This window comes from Streptomyces sp. NPDC003042, from assembly GCF_053591315.1.
Window position 1 is genome coordinate 59,004 of the sequence record NZ_JBSFTP010000013.1, and the last position, 20,886, is coordinate 79,889.

General features: G+C 72.7%; 16 protein-coding genes. 3 read left to right on the top strand and 13 right to left on the bottom strand.

Annotated elements, in window-relative coordinates; all coding sequences use genetic code 11:
- Positions 1 to 9: 9 nt before the first annotated feature.
- The 7 genes from ACWDYJ_RS10320 to ACWDYJ_RS10350 all read right to left on the bottom strand — a co-directional run bounded on the left by ACWDYJ_RS10320 (position 10) and on the right by ACWDYJ_RS10350 (position 9,189).
- Entirely contained in the window at positions 10 to 2,070 is a 2,061-nt protein-coding gene (locus ACWDYJ_RS10320) for a prolyl oligopeptidase family serine peptidase (protein WP_451565076.1), read from the bottom strand.
- Positions 2,070 to 2,432, bottom strand: coding sequence for a PRC-barrel domain containing protein (locus ACWDYJ_RS10325; RefSeq protein WP_451565077.1), 363 nt, complete (start codon positions 2,430 to 2,432; stop codon positions 2,070 to 2,072). Before ACWDYJ_RS10325 ends, ACWDYJ_RS10320 begins: the two co-directional genes overlap by 1 nt.
- A 132-nt stretch (positions 2,433 to 2,564) precedes the next feature.
- Positions 2,565 to 5,831, bottom strand: a complete 3,267-nt coding sequence (locus ACWDYJ_RS10330; RefSeq protein ID WP_451565078.1) for a TIM-barrel domain-containing protein — start codon at positions 5,829 to 5,831, stop codon at positions 2,565 to 2,567.
- 193 nt (positions 5,832 to 6,024) lie between these two features.
- Complete coding sequence (locus ACWDYJ_RS10335; protein WP_451565079.1) at positions 6,025 to 6,801, bottom strand: class I SAM-dependent DNA methyltransferase; 777 nt, start codon at positions 6,799 to 6,801, stop codon at positions 6,025 to 6,027.
- Positions 6,802 to 6,890: 89 nt separating this feature from the next.
- Positions 6,891 to 7,844, bottom strand: coding sequence for a transporter (locus ACWDYJ_RS10340; RefSeq protein WP_451565080.1), 954 nt, complete (start codon positions 7,842 to 7,844; stop codon positions 6,891 to 6,893).
- Positions 7,841 to 8,767 carry an ABC transporter ATP-binding protein gene (locus tag ACWDYJ_RS10345; protein WP_451565081.1) on the bottom strand — a complete coding sequence of 309 codons (927 nt, stop codon included), beginning with the start codon at positions 8,765 to 8,767 and terminating at the stop codon, positions 7,841 to 7,843. The genes ACWDYJ_RS10340 and ACWDYJ_RS10345 overlap by 4 nt, the downstream gene beginning before the upstream one ends.
- Entirely contained in the window at positions 8,764 to 9,189 is a 426-nt protein-coding gene (locus tag ACWDYJ_RS10350; protein WP_451565082.1) for a GntR family transcriptional regulator, read from the bottom strand. Before ACWDYJ_RS10350 ends, ACWDYJ_RS10345 begins: the two co-directional genes overlap by 4 nt.
- 300 nt (positions 9,190 to 9,489) lie before the next feature.
- On the opposite strand from ACWDYJ_RS10350, the gene ACWDYJ_RS10355 reads away from it, so the two are divergent.
- The gene (locus tag ACWDYJ_RS10355; RefSeq protein WP_451565083.1) at positions 9,490 to 12,021 is read left to right on the top strand and encodes a serine hydrolase; all 2,532 of its coding nucleotides are present in this window, start codon (positions 9,490 to 9,492) and stop codon (positions 12,019 to 12,021) included.
- Positions 12,022 to 12,043: 22 nt separating this feature from the next.
- Here ACWDYJ_RS10355 and ACWDYJ_RS10360 read toward each other — a convergent pair whose 3' ends face one another.
- The 5 genes from ACWDYJ_RS10360 to ACWDYJ_RS10380 form a co-directional block, all read right to left on the bottom strand.
- Entirely contained in the window at positions 12,044 to 12,430 is a 387-nt protein-coding gene (locus ACWDYJ_RS10360; RefSeq protein ID WP_451565084.1) for a hypothetical protein, read from the bottom strand.
- Between the two features lie 353 nt (positions 12,431 to 12,783).
- Positions 12,784 to 13,707 carry a MurR/RpiR family transcriptional regulator gene (locus ACWDYJ_RS10365; RefSeq protein WP_451565085.1) on the bottom strand — a complete coding sequence of 308 codons (924 nt, stop codon included), beginning with the start codon at positions 13,705 to 13,707 and terminating at the stop codon, positions 12,784 to 12,786.
- Between the two features lie 109 nt (positions 13,708 to 13,816).
- Positions 13,817 to 14,611: a hypothetical protein gene (locus ACWDYJ_RS10370; protein WP_451565086.1), complete on the bottom strand. Its 795-nt coding sequence runs from the start codon at positions 14,609 to 14,611 to the stop codon at positions 13,817 to 13,819.
- Positions 14,611 to 15,921, bottom strand: coding sequence for a VWA domain-containing protein (locus ACWDYJ_RS10375; protein ID WP_451565087.1), 1,311 nt, complete (start codon positions 15,919 to 15,921; stop codon positions 14,611 to 14,613). The genes ACWDYJ_RS10370 and ACWDYJ_RS10375 overlap by 1 nt, the downstream gene beginning before the upstream one ends.
- Before the next feature lie 310 nt (positions 15,922 to 16,231).
- Positions 16,232 to 18,346, bottom strand: coding sequence for a HelD family protein (locus ACWDYJ_RS10380; RefSeq protein WP_451565088.1), 2,115 nt, complete (start codon positions 18,344 to 18,346; stop codon positions 16,232 to 16,234).
- Here ACWDYJ_RS10380 and ACWDYJ_RS10385 point away from each other — a divergent pair.
- Positions 18,329 to 18,490, top strand: a complete 162-nt coding sequence (locus ACWDYJ_RS10385) for a hypothetical protein (protein ID WP_451565089.1) — start codon at positions 18,329 to 18,331, stop codon at positions 18,488 to 18,490. The two genes, ACWDYJ_RS10380 and ACWDYJ_RS10385, sit on opposite strands and share 18 nt — an antisense overlap.
- A gap of 306 nt (positions 18,491 to 18,796) precedes the next feature.
- Positions 18,797 to 19,006 carry an acyl-CoA carboxylase epsilon subunit gene (locus tag ACWDYJ_RS10390; protein ID WP_451565090.1) on the top strand — a complete coding sequence of 70 codons (210 nt, stop codon included), beginning with the start codon at positions 18,797 to 18,799 and terminating at the stop codon, positions 19,004 to 19,006.
- Between the two features lie 14 nt (positions 19,007 to 19,020).
- On the opposite strand, the gene ACWDYJ_RS10395 is transcribed toward ACWDYJ_RS10390, so the two are convergent.
- On the bottom strand, positions 19,021 to 20,652 hold the full coding sequence (locus ACWDYJ_RS10395) for an FAD-dependent oxidoreductase (protein WP_451565091.1): 1,632 nt from the start codon (positions 20,650 to 20,652) through the stop codon (positions 19,021 to 19,023).
- Positions 20,653 to 20,886: the final 234 nt, after the last annotated feature.

The window sequence follows — 20,886 nt, forward strand, 5'->3', positions numbered from 1 at the left end:
CGGCCGGGTTCAGCGGGGCGGGGTCAGACGCTCCCACAGGAAGGTGTGCACCAGGGCTTCGTTGAAGGCCGTCTGGCCGTGGTCGGTGGCTCCGGCGTGGCCGCCGCCGAGGTGCTCGTGGAAGTGGACGGGATGTCCGTGCTCGCGCAGCCGGGCGGCCATCTTGCGGGCATGGCCGGGATGGACCCGGTCGTCGCGGGTGGAGGTGAGCAGGAGGAGCGGCGGGTACGGGGCTCCGTCCGCGCGGATCCGGTGGTAGGGGGAGATGCGTTCCAGGTGGGGTCGGTCGGCCGGGTCGTCCGGGTCTCCGTACTCGGCGGTCCAGCTGGCTCCGGCGAGGAGCTTGTGGAAGCGGAGCATGTCCAGCAGCGGTACGTGGGCGACGGCCGCGCCGAAGAGTTCCGGGTCCCGGGTGAGCATCGCGCCCACGAGGAGGCCGCCGTTGCTGCCGCCCTCGATGCCCAGCTGGGCGGGGGTGGTGACGCCGCGGTCGGTGAGGTCGCGGGCGACGGCGGCGAAGTCCTCGAAGGCCCGGACGCGGTGGGCGCCGAGGGCCGCCTGGTGCCAGGCGGGCCCGTACTCGTGGCCGCCCCGGATGCCGGCGACGACGTACGTCCCGCCGCGCGCGAGCCAGGCACGGCCGGTGACGGCGCTGTAGTGCGGGACCTGGGAGAGCTCGAAGCCACCGTACCCGTAGAGCAGGGTGGGTCCGGGGCCGGGGCGATCCGGGGGACCGACGAGGAAGTAGGGCACCTTCGTGCCGTCCGCGGAGGTGGCGAAGTGCCGGCTCACGGCGAGACCGGCCGTGTCGAACATCGACGGTCCCTGTTTGACGCTCTCGCCGACGCCGTCGGCGGTTCCCGCCGTGCCCCGGTAGAGGGTGGAGGGCTGGAGGTAGCCGGAGACGTTCAGGAAGTACTCGTCGCTCGCGTCCGGATCGGTGCACACGACCGAGGCCGTGGACAGCGGCGGAACGCCGGCCAGGGGTGCGCGGCTCCAGCCGTCCGGGCCGGGGGTGAGGAGTTCCAGGTGGGAGGAGACGTCGGCGCGGGTGGCGAGTACGAGGTGGTGGCGGGTCCAGCTGTAGCCGGCGAGCGCGGTGCGCTCGTCCGGCGTGAACAGGACGGCCGGTTCCCGCTCGCCCGCCCGGTAGGCCGCGAAGTCGAAGGCGAGCAAGCTGCCCGCGATGTGCCCGAGCCACGGCGACCTCGTGTGGACGATCAGCCATTCGCGGTGGACGGAGGCGATCGCGTCGTCCGGTACGTCGATCTTCACGGGCGGGGCGGCCGGGCCGTGCGGGAGCAGGAACAGCTCCCCGTTCCAGAAGTCGATCTGGCGGGAGACGAAGTCCCGCTCGAAGCCCGGGGTGTGGTCGCGCCAGCCACTGGCGGAGAGGTCCGACGCCTGCCCCTCGTAGACGGGTTCCGCCTCGTCGAGACGGGTGCCGCGGCGCCAGCGGCGTACCTGGAGCGGGTAGCCGGACGGGGACATCGAGCCGGGCCCGAAGTCCGTGCCGACCCAGACGTGGTCGTGGTCGATCCAGCTGATCCGGGTCTTGGCCTCGGCGACGGCGAAGCCGCCTTCGACGAACTCCAACGTCTCCAGGTCGAACTCGCGCACCACGCAGGCGTCCGCGCCGTCGCGCGACAGCATCACCAGGGCGTGCCGGTAGGCGGGGGCCAGCACGCTGCTGCCGGCCCAGGCCCACTTCTCGCCCTCGGCCTCGGCCAGCGCGTCGAGGTCCAGGACGGTCTCCCAGTGCGGCCGCTCGGTGCGGTACTCCTCCAGGGTGGTGCGCCGCCAGATGCCGCGCACGCGGTCGGCGTCCTGCCAGAAGTTGTAGAGGTGGCGGCCCCGGCGGACGACGTACGGGATCCGGTCGTCGTCGTCCAGCACCTCGCGCACCTCACGCTCCAGCACCTTGAAGCCGGGGGCGTCGGCCAGCGCGGCCACGGTCTCGGCGTTGCGCTCCTGGACCCAGGCGAGGGCGGCCTCGCCGGTCACGTCCTCCAGCCAGAGGTAGGGGTCGGTGCCGGCGGTGCGGGGCGCGGAGGGCTGTTCATCGCTCATCAGCCGATTGTGCCGGACCTACCGGAGGCGTAGTACTTCCCGACGAGCTTGACGAAGGTCGATTCGTCCTCGTCCTGGTCCTTCGCGAATTCCGGCGAGTCCTTCACCTCGTCGCGGGTGCACGAGAGGCGTACGACCCCGGCCTCCGTGTCCACACGGGAGATGACACCTGCCGGGATCACGACCCTGCGGCCGAAGATCCAGGGCCCGGTGTCCACGACGACGTAGGAGCGTTCGACGTCGTCGGTGTGCTTGTCGATCTTTCCGATGGAGCCGTCGGTGGCCTCGACCGCGTAGCCGACGAGGTCCGTTCCCGCCACGTATCCCGCATCACGTCCGTATCCCCAGATGCCTCTTTCCATGTCAGCCTCCTCGCTCATGCCTCAGCAGTCCCCTACCCGCCGCCGGGGGGCGCAACCGGGTCGGACGGACGGGCGGGGGGTCCGCGCGGCGCCACCGGCCTGGTGGGGGGCCAGGCCGGGGGCGCGCGCGGGTCAGGGGGTGAAGGTCCAGCGTTGCGCCGGGGTGGCGGCGCAGGCGGTGCGGGTGAGGCGGGTGCCGTTGGCGGTCGCGGAACCCGCCGGCGTCAGGCATTGACCGCCCGTACGCAGACTGCCGTCCGGGCCGGGCTGCCAGATCTGGCCGGCTGCGCGGTCGCAGGTCTGGACGGTGACCTTGGCGGGGTTGGTGCCGTCGAGGCAGACGCCGGCCAGCCCGGTGACGCGGCCGTCGGGCTGGAGGGTCCAGCGCTGGTTCGGGCCGCCGTGGCAGGAGTAGAGGGTGGGTTCGGTGCCCGGGGTGGTGGCGCTGTGCGGGAGGTCCACGCAGCTCCCGGAAGCGGCGTTGACGAGGGTGGCGTCGGCCGGGAAGGGGGACGGGCGGCCGGTCAGGGTGATTTCGGCGGCGCTGGTCCAGGGGCCGCGGCCGCCGGCTTCGGTCAGGGCCTTGAGGCGGAGGTAGCGTCCCGCCTTGGGGGCCAGGGAGATCTGCTTGGCCGCGGCGGTGTCGGCGAAGGTGCCGGTGGCGGCCGGGCTCCCCCAGTCGGTGGTGGTGTCGGACACGTAGACCTCGTAGGCGCCGATCCGGCCGTTGACCCCGCCGTCCTGGCGGGGCAGGTAGCCGAGGCCGTCCACGCGGTAGCGGGCGCCGAGGTCGATCCGGATCTCGTGCGGGAGCGGTGCCGGGCTGGCCGAGGACCAGGCGGTGTGCCACATGGTGGCCGGGTTCCCGTCGAAGGCGCCCGGGGCGGCGCCGTTCTCGGCGGCGGTCTCCTGGCTGTCGGCGGAGACGAGGGTCCAGGCCGACTGCGGCACGGGCGCCGAGGTGGTCGGGACGGGGACGGCGGCGGGCACGGAGGTGCCGGTGGCCGAGACGGTGAAGGCGCCCGTCTTTGAACCCGTCTTGATCCACAGGATGCCGGAGCGGTCCGACGCGTCGAAGAACCAGCCGGTCGCGGCGGAGTCGTAGGCGGCCTTGGAGGTCAGGCGCGGCAGCGCGGCGCCGTCCACCGTGAGGGCGGTCGGGGCGGTGGCCACGTGGAGGCTGAGCTCGTAGCCCCGGGAGGCCGGTTTGCCCGCGTAGCTGCCGCTGGGCGCGGAGACGGCGACCGTGACCGTGCCGGATCCGGCGGCCGGTGCGGTGACGTCGACGCGCTGGCGGGCGTAGGCGCCGGACTGGTGGGCGCGGGTGCGGCCGTCGTCCTCGTAGAGGCTGAAGGAGGAGGCACCGCGCGGGTGGATGTCGTAGGTGAGGGTGGAGACGGGCTTCTCCCCCGTGTGGTTCATCTGCGGCCACATCGGGACGATCGCGCCGCCCTTGACGAAGAGCGGCAGGGTGTCGAGCGGCGCCTGGTAGTCGTTCAGCCAGCCGGGGCCCGCGTACGTCCTGCCCGTCCAGTAGTCCGTCCAGGTACCGGCGGGGAGGTAGATGCCGTCACGGACGGAGGTGTCGGAGACGACGGGGGCGACGAGGAAGGAGTCGCCGGCCATGAACTGGCCGCTGGTGAGGTTCCCCCGGGCCACCGGGTCGTCGGGGTACTCCAGCACCATCGCGCGGGTGCTGGGGACGCCGCTCTCGTGGGCGACGCGGCTCATCGTGTACAGGTAGGGCATCAGCCGCATCTTGAGCTGGAGGTACTTGCGGTTGATGGAGAGGTAGGGCTCGGCGAAGCGCCAGGGCTGCTTGTCCTGGTATCCGGCAGACGGATTGGTCGCGCCCCAGCCGGACATGGTCATGAAGGCGGGGGTGAAGGCCTTCCACTGGAGGTCGCGGGCGTACGTCTTGGGGCTGCCGCCGAAGATGCCGTCGATGTCGCCGGCCGCGTAGTTGTGGCCGGACAGGCCCGCGCCGGTGATGGCGGGGACGTGCCAGCGCATGTCGTCCCAGGTGCCGTGGGTGTCGCCGGTCCATACGACCGCGTTGCGCTGGGTGCCGGCCCAGCCGTCGACGGTCCAGACGAAGCGGCGGGCGTCGGAGTTCTTCTCGATGCCGTCGACGGCCTGCTGGACGCCGTCGAAGGCGTACTTGTAACCGCTGCCGATCCAGGCGACGTCCGTCTTGACGCCCCGGGAGCCGGCCGTGCCCACCTCGTCGGCGATCGAACCGAGGCCGGTGGAGGTCCACAGGCCGGTCTGGAAGCCCTTGGCCTTCAGCGCGTCCACCGTGGACTTCAGGGGCGCGGTGTAACCGCAGCCGTAGCCGTCGTTGGGCAGGAACCAGCCCGAGGGCATGTCGGCGGCGCGGGCGTCGGCCGCGTAGCCGACCACGTCGGGGGTGGTCTGGTGGCGCAGGCGGTTGTGGTCGCCCTGGTAGTCGGGGTTGGAGGCGTTGAAGCAGTCGGCGTTGCCGAGTTCGAAGCCCCACATCGGCGCCATGAAGGGTTTGCCGCTGACGTCGGTGTAGGCGTCGAGGACGGTTTTGAGGGAGTCGCCGGTGAAGTACCAGGCGTCGAAGCGGTTCTCGTCGTGGGTGAGGGTGGTGGGGGCGTTGAATCCGTAGGAGCCGGGGGCCCAGGTGTTGCGCATGACCCCGTAGGCGTTCGTGGACATGTAGAAGGGTGCGGGGCTGGCGTTGTTGTTCTCGCGCCACTTGTTGTCGACGGCGATGGGGACGTTCTTGTCGCGCAGCGACCATTCGCCGAGGCGCAGGCCGGTTCCGTAGAACTGCTCGTCCGCCCCGCGGGCCAGGTACTGGGTGGTCTGCCCGCCGCCCCAGCGGGTGGGCTGCGTCTCCTGCCAGACGAGGGTGGAGTTGTCGGCGCGGTACACGGAGAACTGCAGGGGCGACTTGTTGACGCGGATGGACAGGCCGCCGGTGGTGATGCGGTAGTACGCGCCGGCGTCGGTGTAACTCGTGCTGACGGGCCCGAAGTCGGTGGTGGGGGCGAGGTCGGAGCCGGCCGGGTCGTCGGTGAAGGCGCCGCTCGGGGACAGCCAGAGCCGGAAGATGTCGGCGCGGGTCACGCTCACGCGGGCCTTGGCGCCGCTGGAGGTGCTCACCGTGAAGGTGCTGCCCGACTGGGCGAAGGCGGTGACCGTGCCGGCCGTGGAGGCGGCGGCGCCCGCGGCCGCCGGGGCGGGGCCGTCCGCGCGCGCCGTGGCCGGTCCGGCGGCGGCCAGGCCGGCGACCGTGAGCGCGGCGGCGAGCAGGGAGGCGAGCGGTGAACGGCTGCCGGGACGGCGCGGGCCGGTGCGCGGGAAGCCGGGACGGCTGGGGCGGGTGCGGGGAGGGTCGTGCCGGTCGCGCCTCGTGGTCAGTCTCATCGGGCAGCTCCTCGTGCGGTCCGGATCGCGGACACACCTCTTTGGCATGCTCTCGGCAAGATAGCGGCCCATGGGGCCTTCCTGAAGGAACTTGCTCGAAGTAGTCCGATACCAAGCAGCTTTGAGCATCCACGGCCCGGAAAGCAGCACCGCGGGGAGGCCGTCGCGACGGCCTCCCCGCGGCGGGCGCCCGTCAGTCGGCGGTGACGCGGATCTTGGACTGCCCGTGGCCCAGCTGCTCCCAGTCCTCCATGAAGCGGGCTTTCAGCCCGTGCCGGGCGGCGAGGTCGACGAGGGTCCGCGTGCGGTAGTAGAAGTCCTCGCGCAGGACCTGGTGTTCGACGCCCTCGGTGCGGTCGAAGGTGAAGTCGAACCAGCCGCCGGGCGCCAGTACGCGTCCCACGTGGGCGAGGCACTCGTCGATGATGCCGATCGGCGAATGGGAGAAGACGCTGTGCGCGTGCACCACGTCGAAGTGGTGGTCGGGCAGGAAGTCCAGCGTCAGGTCCTGCGTGATGGTGAGGTGCGGAAGCTTGTCCTGGAGGCCCTGCCCGGTCAGGGTCTCCTTGGCGGCGATGAGGATATCGGGCGAGATGTCGATGCCGTAGTAGTGGCCGGCGTCCAGGTGGTCGATGAAGCGCCAGCCCGCGCGCAGGTTGCCGCAGCCGATGTCGAGCATGCGGTGTCCCGGCGTGAGGCCGTGGCCGGTCAGGTAGTCGAACTGCATCTTGCCGAGCGCCAGCCAGCGGTCGTGGGTCTGGCTGCCGACAGCGGCTTCCGGGTTGCGGCTGGTGTCGGAGGCCATGACGGCGCGGTAGTAGCCCACGTGGTCGGGGTGCTTGAAGCGCAGCCAGCTGTCACGGGCGGCGCGGCGTACGTACGGGGCGATGCGGGTCGGATTGCTCAGCGCGTAGCGGATCTTGTGGCCGACGGCGGCGCGGTCGGCGGTCAGATTCTTCTTCGTGGCCATGAGGTTTCCCCTGGGGTTCGGACGGGAGGTGCAGGGTTCGGTCAGGCGGTACGGGCGGTCAGGCGGTACGGGTGGCCGGGCGCGGACGCTCAGGCGGTGCGGCGGCGCAGGATCAGCAGCGTCAGGGCCACGAGCAAGGCAGCGGCGCCCAGGTAGAGCGCGGTGTCGATCCACTGGAACGTCCAGAAGTCGCTGCTCGGATAGACCTTGTGGAAGCGCGCCACGAAACCGTTCTCCGCCATGCACTGGCGCAGCTCCTCGCCGGAGAACTGGCAGACGCCATCGATGGAGTGCTCCCGCCCGTCGGGCGTGAGGTAGCCGAACTCACCCGTGGACCACGCGCTGCCGACCCGCTGCTTGGGGGTCATGCCCGGGGTGATCCGCGTCAGCGGATCGACCCAGGCCCGGCGGAAGAACGTCACGAACACCGCCGCCGTGCCGATCGCCGCGAACGTCACCGCCATGGCCGGCAGGACCCGGCGTACCAGCAGACCCGCGAGGGTCCCGGCGGCGAGCGCGAACAGGGCGCAGGCCACGGCGGCCGGCCCGGTCGCGTTGTAGATGGTGGGGTCGTGCCAGTACGGCCCGTCGAGGGTGTTGGAGATCGGCGCCCACCACCAGGCGACGAGGGCCGCGACGACCGCCGAGGCGAGGGTCGCGAAGAGCGCCGCGAGACCGAAGCGGGCGGCGAACCAGCTGCGGGGGCCGACGCCCTGCGTCAGGGCCAGTTTGAACGTCCCGCTCTCCAACTCCCGGCCCAGGAGCGGCGCGCCCCAGAAGACCCCGATGAGGGCGGGGAGCGCCAGCCCGAGGGTGCCGAGCATGTTGATCGCCCCGGTGTTCCCGTCCATGATCCGGAAGGTGGCGGTGCTCTCGCATCCGCCGTTCCAGCCCTTGCAGGGGACCCAGCCGTACGCGTCGATCAGCGTCATCATCTCGGAGCGCCGGTACGCCACCCAGGCCGCGCAGACGACGAGCAGCACGGTGCCGGTCAGGACCATCAGGCGCTGCTGGCGCCAGGCCAGCCACAGGACGCCCTTCACGCGGCGGCCTCCGTGGTGGTGCGCGGTGCGCGCAGGTGTGCCAGCAAGAGGGTTTCCAGGGAGGGGGTTTCGGTGATCCAGTGCCCGTCGGCGCCCGGCGGCGCGACGGGCGCCGCGTCCGGGGAGTGTCGTACGAGGGCGGTGACCTGACGGCCGCCGGTGGCGGCGTGCACGACGGTGGTCCGGTCGAACGCGTGCGGCAGGCCGTCGGCTTCGACCGGGTCGGCGCGGCCGGTGAGCCAGGTGTGCGCGTCGCACAGTTCCTGGACGTCGCCGGCCAGCCGGACGGCGCCGCCCTGGAGCAGCAGTACGTGGTCGCAGACGTCCTCCAGCTCGGCCAGGACGTGCGAGGACATGACGATGCCGGTGCCACGTTCGGCCGCCTGCGCCATGAGTACGGCCATGACCTCGTGCCGGGCGAGCGGGTCGAGATCGGCGAGGGGCTCGTCGAGCAGCAGCAGATCGGCGCGCTTGCCGAGGACGAGGGCCAGGGCGATCCGGGTGCGGCTGCCGCCGGAGAGGGAGCCGACCCGCGCGTGGAGCGGGATGTCCCCGCCGCGCAGGAGGAGTTCGGCGGCCGCCTGGTCCCAGCGGCCGGGGTTCAGTTCGCGGCCGAGGCGCAGGGTGTCCTCGACGGTGAAGCGGAGGTGGAGCGGTTTCTCCTGGGCGAGGAACGCGGTGCGGCGGCGGGCCCGCGCGGTGCCGGGGGCGTCGCCGAAGATGCGTATCTGCCCGCTGGTCGGGGGCAGCAGGCCGGCCGCGAGCTGGAGCAGGGTGCTCTTGCCCGCGCCGTTGGGGCCGACGAGTGCGGTGATGCGCCCTGCGGGCACCTCGACGTCGCACGCGTGCAGGGCCCGGCGGCCCGGGAACTCCCGGGCGAGCCGCGTCGCCCGCAGCGCCGGAGCATGGGTCGGATCGCTCACGCCGTGTCCTCTCTCGACTGTCCGGGCCGCTGTCCGGGCCCGGAGGTACTGAAGCTTTCGTCCGCGGCGGCTGCGATGAGCGCCGTGATGTCCTCGCGTTCCAGGCCCGCCTCGCGCGCCTGGGCCATCCAGGCGGCCAGGGAGAGGCGCAGCGGCGAATCGGCCGCCGTCGCGGGACGGGACAGCGACCGCCGTACGAAGGTGCCCGCGCCGGGACGCGGCTCGACGAGCCCTTCGCGCTCGAGCTCCCGGTACGCCTTGAGGACGGTGTTCGGGTTGATGGCGGTGGCCGCGACCACCTCGCGGACGGTCGGGAGCCGGTCGCCCGGTTCGAGCACGCCCAGGCGCAGGGCCTGCTTCACCTGGGTGACGAGTTGCAGATAGGTGGCGACGCCGCTGCGCCGGTCGACCCGGAACTCCATGCCCACCTCCGCTCAATCCACTAACATGTTAGTGGAATAGTCCACAGTCGGAGCGCGCACGTCAAACCAAGATCTTCTGAGGGGGTCTGGTCGGGTCGGCTCGGACTATGACCGAACCGTCACAGCTTCCGGCGGCGGGAACGGGCGGCGCGTGTGCGGCATCTTGGGGGTCGGCAGGGCCGGAGCAGGCCCCGCCGATGGTGACGGCCGGGTGTGAGCAGCAAGGTGGGCGCTGGGATGAAGGCGGAATCGGTGTCGGGTGAGGTTGGGGACCCCGCGGTGCGGGGACCGGAGGAAACGGTGACCCCACGGGGGGCCGACGCCGAGGGGGTGGGCCCCCGGGAGCGCACGCCGGAACAGGCCCCGGCCGCAGCGGCGCCCGCGCACGGCGAGGGGGCCCCGGCCGATGCCCTGGCCGAGGGCCCGGCCGAGCAGGACGGCTCCGCCGCGGAGGACGGCCAGGAGGCTTCCGACTCCACGGAGCAGGTTCCTGACACGGCCTCAGCCGGTGCGCGGGGGCCGGCCGCCGCTGCGCCGCCGCCGAGCGAAGCCGTGGCCGCCGACGGAAAGACCCCCGTCCGGCAGGCGGCGGCCGACGGCGCCGCCGTCACGCCGCCCACGGAACCGGAGGACCGACCCACCGGGAAGGCAGCTGCCGAACCGGCCCAGGTCGGCGGCGCCGTCGGCCTCCCGGGCGCGGACACCCGGAGGACCCGGAGCACGGCCGGGCACGACGACGGCGGAGCCGCCACGCCGGGCGGCGAAGCCGCCGAAACAGCGCCCGGGGGGCGGCCCCAGGGCAACACCACGGCGGGGGACACTCCCGCCCGCCCGGCCGTCACGCCGAAGCCGTCCAGCGCGAAGGCCCTCGCCGAACCGGCCCCGAACGACGAGGCGGACACCCCGACCCCCGCCACGAGGCCGAGCAACGCCGACGCGGCCGGAACACCGGATCCGGCGACGGACCGCCCGCTCGCAGACCGCCCGCAGGACGGCGAAGCCGTCGAAACCGGGGGCACGCCCGAGCCGGAAGGCGAGTCGGCGAGCGACAGCGCAGCCGCTGCGCCGAGCCTGGCCGCGGGGAAGGCTCCCGCCGAACAGGTGGCGGACGACACCCCGTCCGCCCGCACGGACCGCACTGAAATCGCCCCCAGCGAGGAGGCCGGAACACCGGATCCGGCTGCGGAGCGCCCGCTCGCACAGCGCCCGGAGGACGGCGGAGCCTCCGCACCAGGGCCGCAGAGCAGCGCCGCGACCGGCGACACCTCTGAACCGGACGGCGCAGAGACCCCCACGCGGCAGGCGTCCGACGACGGCGGAGCCGCCGTGCCCGGCACGGCCACGGGGAAGCCGCCCGCCGAACAGGCGGCGGACGACAGCCCGTCGACCCGGAAGGATCGCGCCGAACCCGCCCCGAACGACGAGGCGGGCTCCCGGGCACCGGACGGGGGTGGGAGTGACGGTGAGCGGACGAGTCAGTTCGCGCCGGCGGTCGTCGAGACGACGCGGGAGGCGCCGTTGCCGCCGTTGCCGCCGTTGGAGCTGCTGGCCGAGCTGACCAACACCGCTCCCCCGCCGGAGACGCCCCGCCGGACCCTCGCGCGCCGCGTCAAGGTGTGGACGCCGATCGTGCTGGTGCTGGCGGCCGCCGTCGCCGGGGGGCAGTTGCTGCGCCCGCTGCCCGCGCCGCGACTCGTCGGCACGCAGGACGCGTACACCCTGGAGGGGACCACCGCGATCCCGTGGCCGGGCAAGGGCCAGGGAGCCGTCCGGGTCCCCGGCTCCGGTGACATCGGCGTCTTCGGCGAGCAGCGGGCGGTGCCGACCGCCAGCGTGGCCAAGGTGATGACCGCGTACGTCGTCCTGAAGGACCATCCGCTGCGCAAGAACGACCCGGGTCCGCAGATCGAGGTCGACGCCAAGGCCGTGGCGGACGGCACGTCCGAGCACGAGTCGCGCATCGAAGGGCTCACGGCCGGGACGAAGTTCAGCCAGCAGGACATGCTCAAGATGCTGATGATCCCTTCGGCCAACAACATCGCCCGTTTGCTGGCCCGTTGGGACACCGGTACCGACTCCGAGGCCGCCTTCGTCGCGAAGATGAACGCCGCCGCCGCAGAACTCGGGATGAAGGACACCACGTACACGGACCCCAGCGGCCTGGACGCCGGCACGGTCAGCACCGCCGTGGACCAGCTCAAGCTCGCCGATGCCGTGATGAAGGAGGAGGCGTTCCGCGCGATCGTCGCCCTGTCCAACGCCACCGTCGCGGGGCTGCCCAAGCCGATCATCAACAACAACGGCAACCTGCTCCTGGCGCCCGGCCTGAGCATCAAGGGCATCAAGACCGGTTCGAGTACGGCCGCCGGCGGCGCGCTGATGTGGGCCGCGTACAAGTCGGTCGGGGACGAGACCCCGCTGATCCTGGGCACGTTGATGGACCAGCACGTGGACGGACCGGATCCCAACGGCGCCAACAGCCTGGTCCTGGTGAAGGAGAACAGCCGGAAGATCATCGAGGCCGTCCGCAACGCGCTCGCCTCGGCCCCCGCCGTCCGCAAGGGGCAGACGGTCGGATACGTGGCCGACGGGCTCGGCGGCCGGACGCCGCTCGTGGCCACGCGGGACCTGGGCGTCATCGGCGTTCCGGGCCAGTCGCTGCGGCTCTCGCTCGGCGCGGGCGCGAAGCCGGTGCCGCACGAGGCGAAGGCGGGGACCGAGGTCGGGGTGCTGACGGTCGGCGACGGGAGCGGCGCGAAGACGGTGCCGGTCGCGGTGGGCGAGGATCTGGCCGAGCCCTCGTTCGGCGCCCGGGTGACCCGTACGTCCTGACTCGGCACCGGGCCCGGGCGGACTACGTCCCGCGCCGGGCCTGGGCGCCGCCGAGGAGCGCCTCGGTGACCAGGCGGGCGCCGCGGGCCAGGCGGCTCAGCTGTTCGAGCTCGATCGCGTACATCCTGATCGTCTTCTCGATGACGGACTCGGCCACGCCCAGCGTCGGCAGGTCCGCCCGGCTGGTGTGCAGGGCCACGCGCACGGCGCGCATCTCGTGCTGGAGCTGGAGCTGTACGTGCCGGCCGAGGAGGGCGGGGTGACGGGTCAGCGTCAGGTAGCCGCCGTAACGGGCCGGCAGGAGGTCCCGCAGCCAGCGGGTCGCGGTGCGTTCCCAGTCGTGCGTGCCGGGGGTCTTGACCTGCAAGGGCCAGTCCGGGCTACGCGTGAGGGCGGCCGTCTGGGACATTCTCGTCACTTCCGAGTGGTGTCGAAATCTTGATCGAGACGTGCTGGGGCGGCCTCGGCCCAGGGGTTGACCGAGGCCGCCATGGGGCGCTCTGCGGGATCCGAAAGCCTGACCTGACCACCCGGTCGCGCCGTGAGGAGGAGCGGCGTACTGGGTGTCTGTTCGAGGAGGACGTGGGGCCGCCCTCCTTGGCATCTGATGGATCCGGAGCGCCGCCGTCAGTAAACATATATACCGTTGAGTAAGCAAGAGCATGAAAAATTTCATGCACACACGGAGTGTGAAAATCCCTGCCGCGAGACGGGCCGTGAGGCGGGTCGTGAGACGGGCGCCGTGAGGGCCGGGAATCCGCCCTACAGGAAGAAACCGTGCTGGTCGGCGACCTGCTCGTACTGTTCGAGCCGCGCCTGCGTCCGCTCCGGATCGGCGTCCGCCATCGCCTGGAGCAGCGCCGCGGACAGCATGCCGGGTGCGGCGTACGAGTCGAAGACGAGCCGCGAGCCGGTGCCGGCGGTGAGGCACACGTCCGCCTCGTCCACGAGAGGGCCGAGCGTGGGATCCGTGATCAGTACGACGCGCAGTCCCGTGCTGCGCGCCGCCCGCACCGCCGCCAGGGTCTCGTTGGCGTGCCGGGGCATGGCGAAGGCCAGCACCCAGGTGCCGCCGGCCGCCCGGGACTGGAGCAGGCCGTCGTAGGCGACGCTGCCGCCCCGGGTGACCAGGCGTACGTCGGGGTGGATGCGGCGGGCCGCGTAGGCGAAGTACTCCGCGAGGGAGACCGAGATCCGCAGGCCGAGCACGGTCAGCGGCACGGAGCGGGCCAGCTCGCGGCCGATATCCAGCACCTGGTTGGTGTCGGCGAGCAGCCGGCGCACGTTCTCCAGGTTCTCGATCTCGGCGTCGACGGCCGCCTGGAGCTCGTTGCGGCGGATCTGCTCCCGGCTGTCCGGGGTGCCGGCCACCGCGCTCAGCGCGATCGGCTGGAGGACGTCACGCAGGGCGGGATAGCCACTGAATCCCAGGGAGGAGGCGAACCGGGTCACCGAGGGCTGGCTGACGCCCACCCGTTCGGCGAGCTCGGTGATCGAGAGGAAGGCGGCCTCGGTGAGGTGGTCGATCAGGTACTGGGCGATCCGCCGCTGACCGGGCGAGAGACGGCGGCCGTCGAAGAGCGCCAGCAGCCGGTCGGCGGGTGCCTTTTCCTGCTCCTGATCGGCCGCGTCCCCGGTCGGCTTGATCGCGGCCGCCTGTGCGCGTGCCTGCTGCCCCGATGACACCGGCGGGCCTCCTTCTCACGTCACTCATCTCCCAACATAGCCCACGCTCCGTGGCCGAATGATCATTCTCCGGTGGCGCCGCCGCACCCGTGGGCGCGGCGGCGCCCGCTCAGGCCGCGGACCGGCCTGGCCCGGGACGGCCCGCGCCGCGGGTGAGCGTGTACCCGCGGATGCCCGCGAGGGCCCCGAGCAGTCCGCCGGCGGCGGTCCAGATCCAGCGGTCGGACCACCAGCCCGCGGACCATCCGTCCTCCGGCGCGCGCGCCGCCCGCTGTTCCTGCGACGCGCCGCCGATGCCGGGGACCAGCGGAGCGCCGAGGGCGGCGTCCACCGCCTGGGCGCCGCCCGCCTCCGTCACGTCGGCCTCCACCCGGGCCCGTACCGGCAGGCCGAGGTCCTCCGCCGGAAGGCTGACGACCGTGAGGCGTACGTAGTAGGTGCCCGGCAGCGGGTCGTTCGCCCACGGCTCCGCACCGGAGCGGACGGTGCGCAGGGTGCACGAGAGCTCCACCGTGGCGGCCTCCTTGGCCGCCGTGCCGCTCTGGACGCCGTACGCGCAGGCCTGGCGGCGGCGCAGGCCGTCGTACACGTCCAGCTGCCAGGTCGCGGCGCCGTGCCGGGCCGCGGACTCGGGCAGGGTCACCGAGGCCTTTACGGTGGCCCGTTGGCCCGCGTCGACCGGGAGCATCCAGTAGAGGTAGTCGCCGGTGGACGCGGAGGCCGTGGCCCGCTGGCCCGGCCGGAAGGCCGTCGCGGTGCGGAAGCCGGTGCCGGCCTCGGTCGGGCCGGCCCTGTCCTGGCCGGCGCTCGATGTGGGGCTCGGGGCGGCGGTGGCCGCTGCCGCGCCGGTGGACAGCGCGAGGCCCGTCAGCAGGGCGGCGCTCAGGGTGCGTACGGCATCCATCAGTTGGTCCTCCAGACGGAGATGCGCCAGCGCGAGATCCAGCCCCAGAGCAGACCGGCCGCCAGGCCGGTGAGCGCGAGCACGGCCAGCAGCCACCAGCCGCGTCCGAGGCCGAAGGAGGCGACGTCGGAGGCCTCGTCGGGACCGTCGACCACGTCGATGGTCAGCTCGACGGGCATGCCGGGGGCGGTCTTGACGGCCGGACCGGCGGAGAAGGAGTTGCTGACCTGGAGGCAGACGGTCTCGGCCCGCCCGTCGCCGTCCCCGTCGGCGTCGCCGTCGCCGTCGCCGTCGCCGTCGGCGGCATCGTCGTCGAGGAGCGCCTTCGGGTAGCGCAGGCCCGTCGAGACCACGTCGGTGCGTCCGTCCCCGGCCTCGGAGCCGCGGACGATCTCCCGCCCGTGGACGGTCGTCGCGCGCAGCAGCACGCCGTAGTCACGGTTGACGGCCCGGTCGGCGGCGATGCTCACCGAGGCGCGCAGCTCCTGACCGGGGCGGACGTCGACCCGGTACCAGCGGTGCTCGCCGAAGGTCTCGCGGTCGCTGTAGAGACCGGCCTGGAGCCGCGGGGCGCCCTCGCACTGCTTGGCGCCCTCGGTCGCCACCGGGGTGACGACGGGGTCGGCGGCGCGGTCGACGAGCTGCCTGACCCTGCCGGAGAGTTCGGCGGTGTGCTGTACCGAGGTGTACGTGCCTCCGGTCGCCTCGGCGATGCAGGTCAGCTGGGCGCGGGTCTTGGCGTCGGGGACCAGGCCGAGGGTGTCGACGACGAGGTGGATGCCCCTGGCCGCGATGTCGCGGGCCACTTCGCAGGGGTCGAGCGGGGCGCAGGTGTCCTCGCCGTCGGTGATGAGCACGATCCGGCGGGTGGCGTTGCCGCCCTCCAGATCCTGGGCGGCGCCGAGCAGGGCCGGTCCGATGGGTGTCCAGCCGGTGGGGGCGAGGGTGGCGACGGCGGTCTTGGCCTCGGTGCGGTTCAGCGGCCCGACGGGGTACAGCTGTTGGGTGTCCTTGCAGCCGAGCGCCTTGTCCTCACCGGCATAGGTGGCGCCAAGGGTCCGTATGCCGAGCCGTACGTCGTCCGGTACCGCGTCCAGCACCTCGTTGAAGGCCTGCTTGGCGGCGGCCATCCGGGACTGGCCGTCGATGTCCGTCGCCCTCATCGAGCCGCTGACGTCGAGTACCAGATCGACCTTGGGCGGCTCTTTCGCCGGTCCGTCGGCAGCGGCGGCGCTCGCCGGGAAGAGCCCTGCGCTCAGGGCGACGAGCAGGGCGCAGGCCCCGGCCGCCAGCCGTTTTCTTATGATCATCGCCGGATCGTAGTGAGGATCCTCCACCAATCCAAAACGGCTGCGGGCAGCCGCTGTTCGGATACCGGGCGCACCGGCTGCCGGCGCACCGGGAACCGGACCACCCCTCGTATCAGAGCGCCGGGAAGCCGTGCGAGGCGTCCGCGGGCCGGGCCCTTCGCCGGGTCGGGAAGGCGCTCCAGCAGGTCGCGGATCGCGATCCGGCCCCCGCATCCGGGCCGGCGGGGCGCGATGCGCAAGTGCGGGCCGCGCCCGAAGGCGTTCCGGCCACTGTCCCGGCCCGCGGCCCGCCTCCCGCGCCCGGTGGCGGTCAGCCGGGCAGGCCCTCGGGGAGGCGGCCGGTGTGGATCACCCCGAGGCGCTGGGTGGCGCGGGTGAGGGCGACGTAGAGGTCGCTCGGCTGGTGGTCCGCGGGCTCGACGACGATCACCGTGTCGAACTCCAGCCCCTTGGCCTGGCGCGGGTCCAGCAGGACGACCGGGCGGGTCAGGTCCGGTTCCTCGCCCGCGCGTACGCCGGGCAGCGCCCCGGCCAGCGCGGGGTGCAGCGGGCCCGGCGCGATCACCGCCAGGCGCCCTTCCGCCGGTGCGGCGGCGCGTACCGCCTCGGCGACCGTGCCCACCAGGTCGTCGGTCGCCCGGACCCAGGGCCGCACCCCCGTGGACCGTACGGAGTCCGGGGGTTCGAAGCCGGGGTGGTGGGCCCGCAGGACGGCTGCGGCGACGTCCATGATCTCGGCCGGCGTGCGGTAGTTGACGCCGAGCCGTACGCGCTCCCACCGGTCCCCGACGTACGGGTCCAGGATCTGCTGCCACGAGCCGCAGCCCGCCTCGTCGCCGGTCTGCGCCGGGTCGCCGACCAGCGTCATCGAACGGGTGGGGCAGCGGCGCATCAGCAGGCGCCATGCCATCTCGGACAGTTCCTGCGCCTCGTCGACGATGACGTGCCCGAAGGCCCAGGTGCGGTCGGCGGCGGCCCGTTCGGCGGTCGTGCGGTGGTCGGCCTCCTCGTGCCGCTCGGCCATGCGCTGCGCGTCGATGATGTCGTGGGCGGCGAGGAACTCGTTCTCCGTGTCCTCGAACTCGTAGGACTCCGAGCCCTGGGACAGGTCGAGAACGCCCTGGGCGTAGGCGATGCGCTCCAGCCGGTCGCGCTCCTCGGCGGCCCGCTGCGCGCTGTCGTCGACTCCGAGCAGTTCGGCGGCCTCGTCGAGCAGCGGGATGTCGGCCGGGGTCCAGTCGCCGGTGGCGCGCCGGATCAGCGCGGCGTCCTCGTCGGGGAGATAGGTGGGCTCCGCGAGGAACTCGCGCATCAGCTGCCGTGGCGTCAGGGGCGGCCAGAGGGTGTCGATGGCGGCGTGGACCTCGGCGCTGGTGGCGATCTCCTTGCCGATCTGCGCGACGTCGTCCGGGCCCAGCAGGTTGGGGCCGCCGTAGGGGTCGGCGCCGAGCCGGTCGGCGACCTGGGCCGTGAGGTCGTCGATGACGGCGAACGCGAAGTAGGGGCGCGCCAGGTTGTGGGGCAGGCCGGTGGCGCGGGCCCGGTCGCGGGCCTTGTACGCCATGGTCCGGTCCAGCAGCAGCGTCCCGTGGTCGTCGTGGTCGATCTCCAGGGCCGGTTCGGGGACCACGGCGTTGTCCTCGCCGCTGCCGGCGGGCACGGCCTCGGGCAGTGTCTGCCGGTCGGCGACGACGCGGGCGAGGACGTCCGCCATGGCGGCGCGTCCCTTCACGGCCGCGGCGCCGGGGCGGTCGCGCCCGGTGGCGTGGACGCCGGGGAACAGGTCGGCGGGGGTGGCGAGGAGTACCCCCGTCTCGCCGAGGGCCGGCAGCACCTGTCCGATGTAGCCGAGGAAGGCGGGGTTCGGGCCGACGATCAGCACACCGCGTTTGGCGAGCAGTTCGCGGTGCGCGTAGAGGAGGTAGGCGGCGCGGTGCAGGGCGACGGCCGTCTTGCCGGTGCCGGGGCCGCCCTCCACCACCAGGACTCCGCGGTGGGGCGAGCGGATGACGCGGTCCTGCTCGGCCTGGATGGTCCGCACGATGTCGTGCATGCGGCCGGTGCGGGCGGCGTCGAGGGCGGCGAGCAGCACGGCGTCGGCGTCGGCCCCTTCGTGGCCGGTGCGCTCGGTGTCGGCGAGGTCGAGGATCTCGTCGTGCAGGGCGGTGACCTGCCGTCCCCGGGTGGTGATGTGCCGGCGGCGGCGCAGGCCCATGGGGACGTGGCCGGTCGCCAGGTAGAACGGGCGTGCCACGTCGGCCCGCCAGTCGAGCACGAGGGGTGTGCGATCGGCGTCGTCCTGCCTGATTCCGATACGGCCGATGTGGTGGTCCCGGCCGTCCGAGAACTCGAGCCGCCCGAAACAGAGCCCCTCTTCGGCCGAATTCAGTGCGGAAAGCAGACCTGATTGCTCGGCTACGAGCACATCCCGCTCCAGTCGCGCCTGAAACCCGCTCCCGCTGTCTCCCAAACCTCCGTGAACAGCGCGTTCGGCTTCGTCGCGCAGGGCTTCGAGGCGTGCGTACAGCCGAGTGATGAATCGCTGCTCATTTTGGATTTCCATGTTTGACAATTCCACTCCCGGCGCGATACGGTGCCTCTGCAAAGCTTGTCGACGCCTTCTTTCAGGCGAGACGTGAAACATTGAATATACGCAGAAGAAGGCCCCGGACGTCAATTGGTCCGGGGCCTTCTTCCGCGATGGGTACAGCGTGCGACGGGAGCGCCCGCGAGGCCTCTGGTCCCGGGCGTGTCGCACGAATGGGTGTGGACAGAGCTCCCCCGCACGACAGGCCGACGGCGGGCTCGTAGCGTCGTGAGCGTCAGGGTCCTGATGGCCCGACAAGGTGAACTCTCCTGATGAGAGGCCGTGTCGATGCGAAGCGACGTTCCCATATCGAGCCTGCTCCGGGTCCACCGTGGCACCGCCGAACCGGAAGAACTGGCCGCGATCGCGGTCGTGGTCGCCTGCCTCGCGGGCCGGGCCGCCCGTGCCGCGTCCCGGCCCGCCCGGGCCGCGCACCGCCGCCCGCGTCCGCGGCCACCGGGCCACGGATGCTGGGCGGGGTGCTGGGCCTGCCGCTGAGTGCGGCTACCGCGTCAGCGGCGCCGCAGCAGCTGCGACATCACGTCGAGGAGCACGGTCTCCGGGTCGGCCACGGCGCCTTCCGAGCGCCAGGCCACGAACCCGTCCGGGCGTACGAGCACCGCTCCGTCGGCCGGCAGCTCGTGGACTTCCGCCCAGTCGGCGTCCTGTGCCTGGACGAGGTCGGCGCCCGGTGCGGAGCCGATCGTCCAGGCCTCAAGGGGTGCGCCCAGCTGCCGCGCCACCTGGCCGGCCGCCGCCCGCCAGGGCGTGCCCTCGCCGCTGAGCAGCACGAACGACTGCTCGTAGAGGTCGAGGAGCGAGATCCGCTGCCCGGCCCGGGTCAGCCACATGTGCGGCGCGCGCGTGCCGACATCGCCCTTGAGCCGCAGCGCTTCCGGGATGACGGGCCGGGAGGGGTCCGCGCCGACGACCGCGCCGCGCGGGTAGCAGTAACCCATCGCCGTGGTGAGGACCCCGCTGCCCGGGCCGCCGCCCAGGGTGGGCGGCGGTACGTACCCGGGGTGGCTGTGTTCGGCCGAACGGGCGGAAGCGCGCTCGCTCGTGGCGCGGGCCACCGGGAGCCGCTCGGCCTCGTAGGTGTCCAGCAGTTCCGGTCCGGCGGAGCCGCTCAGTACCGCCGCGATCTTCCAGGCGAGGTTGTGCGCGTCCTGGATGCCGGTGTTGGAGCCGAACGCTCCCGTGGGGGCCATCTCGTGGGCCGCGTCGCCGACCAGGAAGACCCTGCCGACCGCGTACTGCTCCGCGACCCGTTCCGCGGCGTGCCAGGGCGCCGTGCCGCCGATTTCGACGTCCAGGTCGGGTACGCCGATCGCCTCGCGGATCTGCGCCACGCAGCGCTCGTCGGTGAAGTCCTCCAGGGTCTCGCCCGTCTCCGGGTGCCAGGGGGCGTGGAAGACCCACTGGGTTTTGTTGTCCACCGGAAGCAGGGCCCCGTCGGCGCCCGGACGCATCAGGTAGCAGACGATGAACCGCAGGTCGCCCAGGACCTCGGCGAGCCGCTCGGAGCGGAAGGTGATGCTCACGTTGTGGAACAGCTCGCCGTTGCCCGTCTGCGGGATGCGCAGTGCCTCCCGGACGGGGCTGCGCGGGCCGTCGGCGGCGATCAGGAAGTCCGCGCGGACGGTGAGGTGCTCACCGGTTTCGCGGTTCTTCACCAGGGCGGTCACGCCCGTGGCGTCCTGGTCGAAACTCATCAGTTCGGTGGAGAAGCGCACATCGGCGCCTTGCGCGCCGCTCTGGGCCGCGAGCACCGGCTCGATGTTGTTCTGGCTGCACAGGCACCAGCCGGTCGGGCTGAACCGGGCGATCGCCCCGGTCGGGTCGACCTCCTTGACCAGCCAGGTGTGCTCGCCGCCGATGAGCGACTGCGTCTGCAGAATGCCCTGATTGGCCTCAAGCGCCGAGGCTTCCTTGCGGATGGCGGGCTCGGCACCCGCCGTCCGGAAGAGTTCCATGGTCCGGGCGTTGATTCCCCGGCCGCGGGGGTGGACGGAGGTACCGGCGTGCTTTTCGACCAGCAGGTGCCTGATGCCGTGACGGCTCAGGAACAGCGAGGTGGACAGGCCCACGAGGGAGCCGCCCACGACGAGGACCGGTACGCGAACATCGGCATGCTCTTCCATCAGCTGCGGGCTCCTGTTTCCTGTGGGGGGCAGTAGTCGCCTTATGCCCCCGATCAGCCTTCGTGCCCTGGCGAGTCGCCGGTTGTCACCCGCTTGATCCGGAGATGTAGCGATCCGTACCCGGCCGGATGACGATGAGCGACAGCGGCCGGGCCTCTCGGTCCCGCCGTTCCGACCGCGGAGGCCGCCGGCCCCGCGACCCCGGACAGTCGCCGCCGATGACGCATGCGAGCG

Excerpts from the sequence above, each read along its gene's own strand:
- ACWDYJ_RS10320 (WP_451565076.1), bottom strand. The coding sequence starts at position 2,070 with ATGAGCGATGAACAGCCCTCCGCGCCCCGCACCGCCGGCACCGACCCC.
- ACWDYJ_RS10325 (WP_451565077.1), bottom strand. The coding sequence starts at position 2,432 with ATGGAAAGAGGCATCTGGGGATACGGACGTGATGCGGGATACGTGGCG.
- ACWDYJ_RS10330 (WP_451565078.1), bottom strand. The coding sequence starts at position 5,831 with ATGAGACTGACCACGAGGCGCGACCGGCACGACCCTCCCCGCACCCGC.
- ACWDYJ_RS10335 (WP_451565079.1), bottom strand. The coding sequence starts at position 6,801 with ATGGCCACGAAGAAGAATCTGACCGCCGACCGCGCCGCCGTCGGCCAC.
- ACWDYJ_RS10350 (WP_451565082.1), bottom strand. The coding sequence starts at position 9,189 with ATGGAGTTCCGGGTCGACCGGCGCAGCGGCGTCGCCACCTATCTGCAA.
- ACWDYJ_RS10360 (WP_451565084.1), bottom strand. The coding sequence starts at position 12,430 with ATGTCCCAGACGGCCGCCCTCACGCGTAGCCCGGACTGGCCCTTGCAG.
- ACWDYJ_RS10370 (WP_451565086.1), bottom strand. The coding sequence starts at position 14,611 with ATGGATGCCGTACGCACCCTGAGCGCCGCCCTGCTGACGGGCCTCGCG.
- ACWDYJ_RS10375 (WP_451565087.1), bottom strand. The coding sequence starts at position 15,921 with ATGATCATAAGAAAACGGCTGGCGGCCGGGGCCTGCGCCCTGCTCGTC.
- ACWDYJ_RS10390 (WP_451565090.1), top strand. The coding sequence starts at position 18,797 with ATGCGAAGCGACGTTCCCATATCGAGCCTGCTCCGGGTCCACCGTGGC.
- ACWDYJ_RS10395 (WP_451565091.1), bottom strand. The coding sequence starts at position 20,652 with ATGGAAGAGCATGCCGATGTTCGCGTACCGGTCCTCGTCGTGGGCGGC.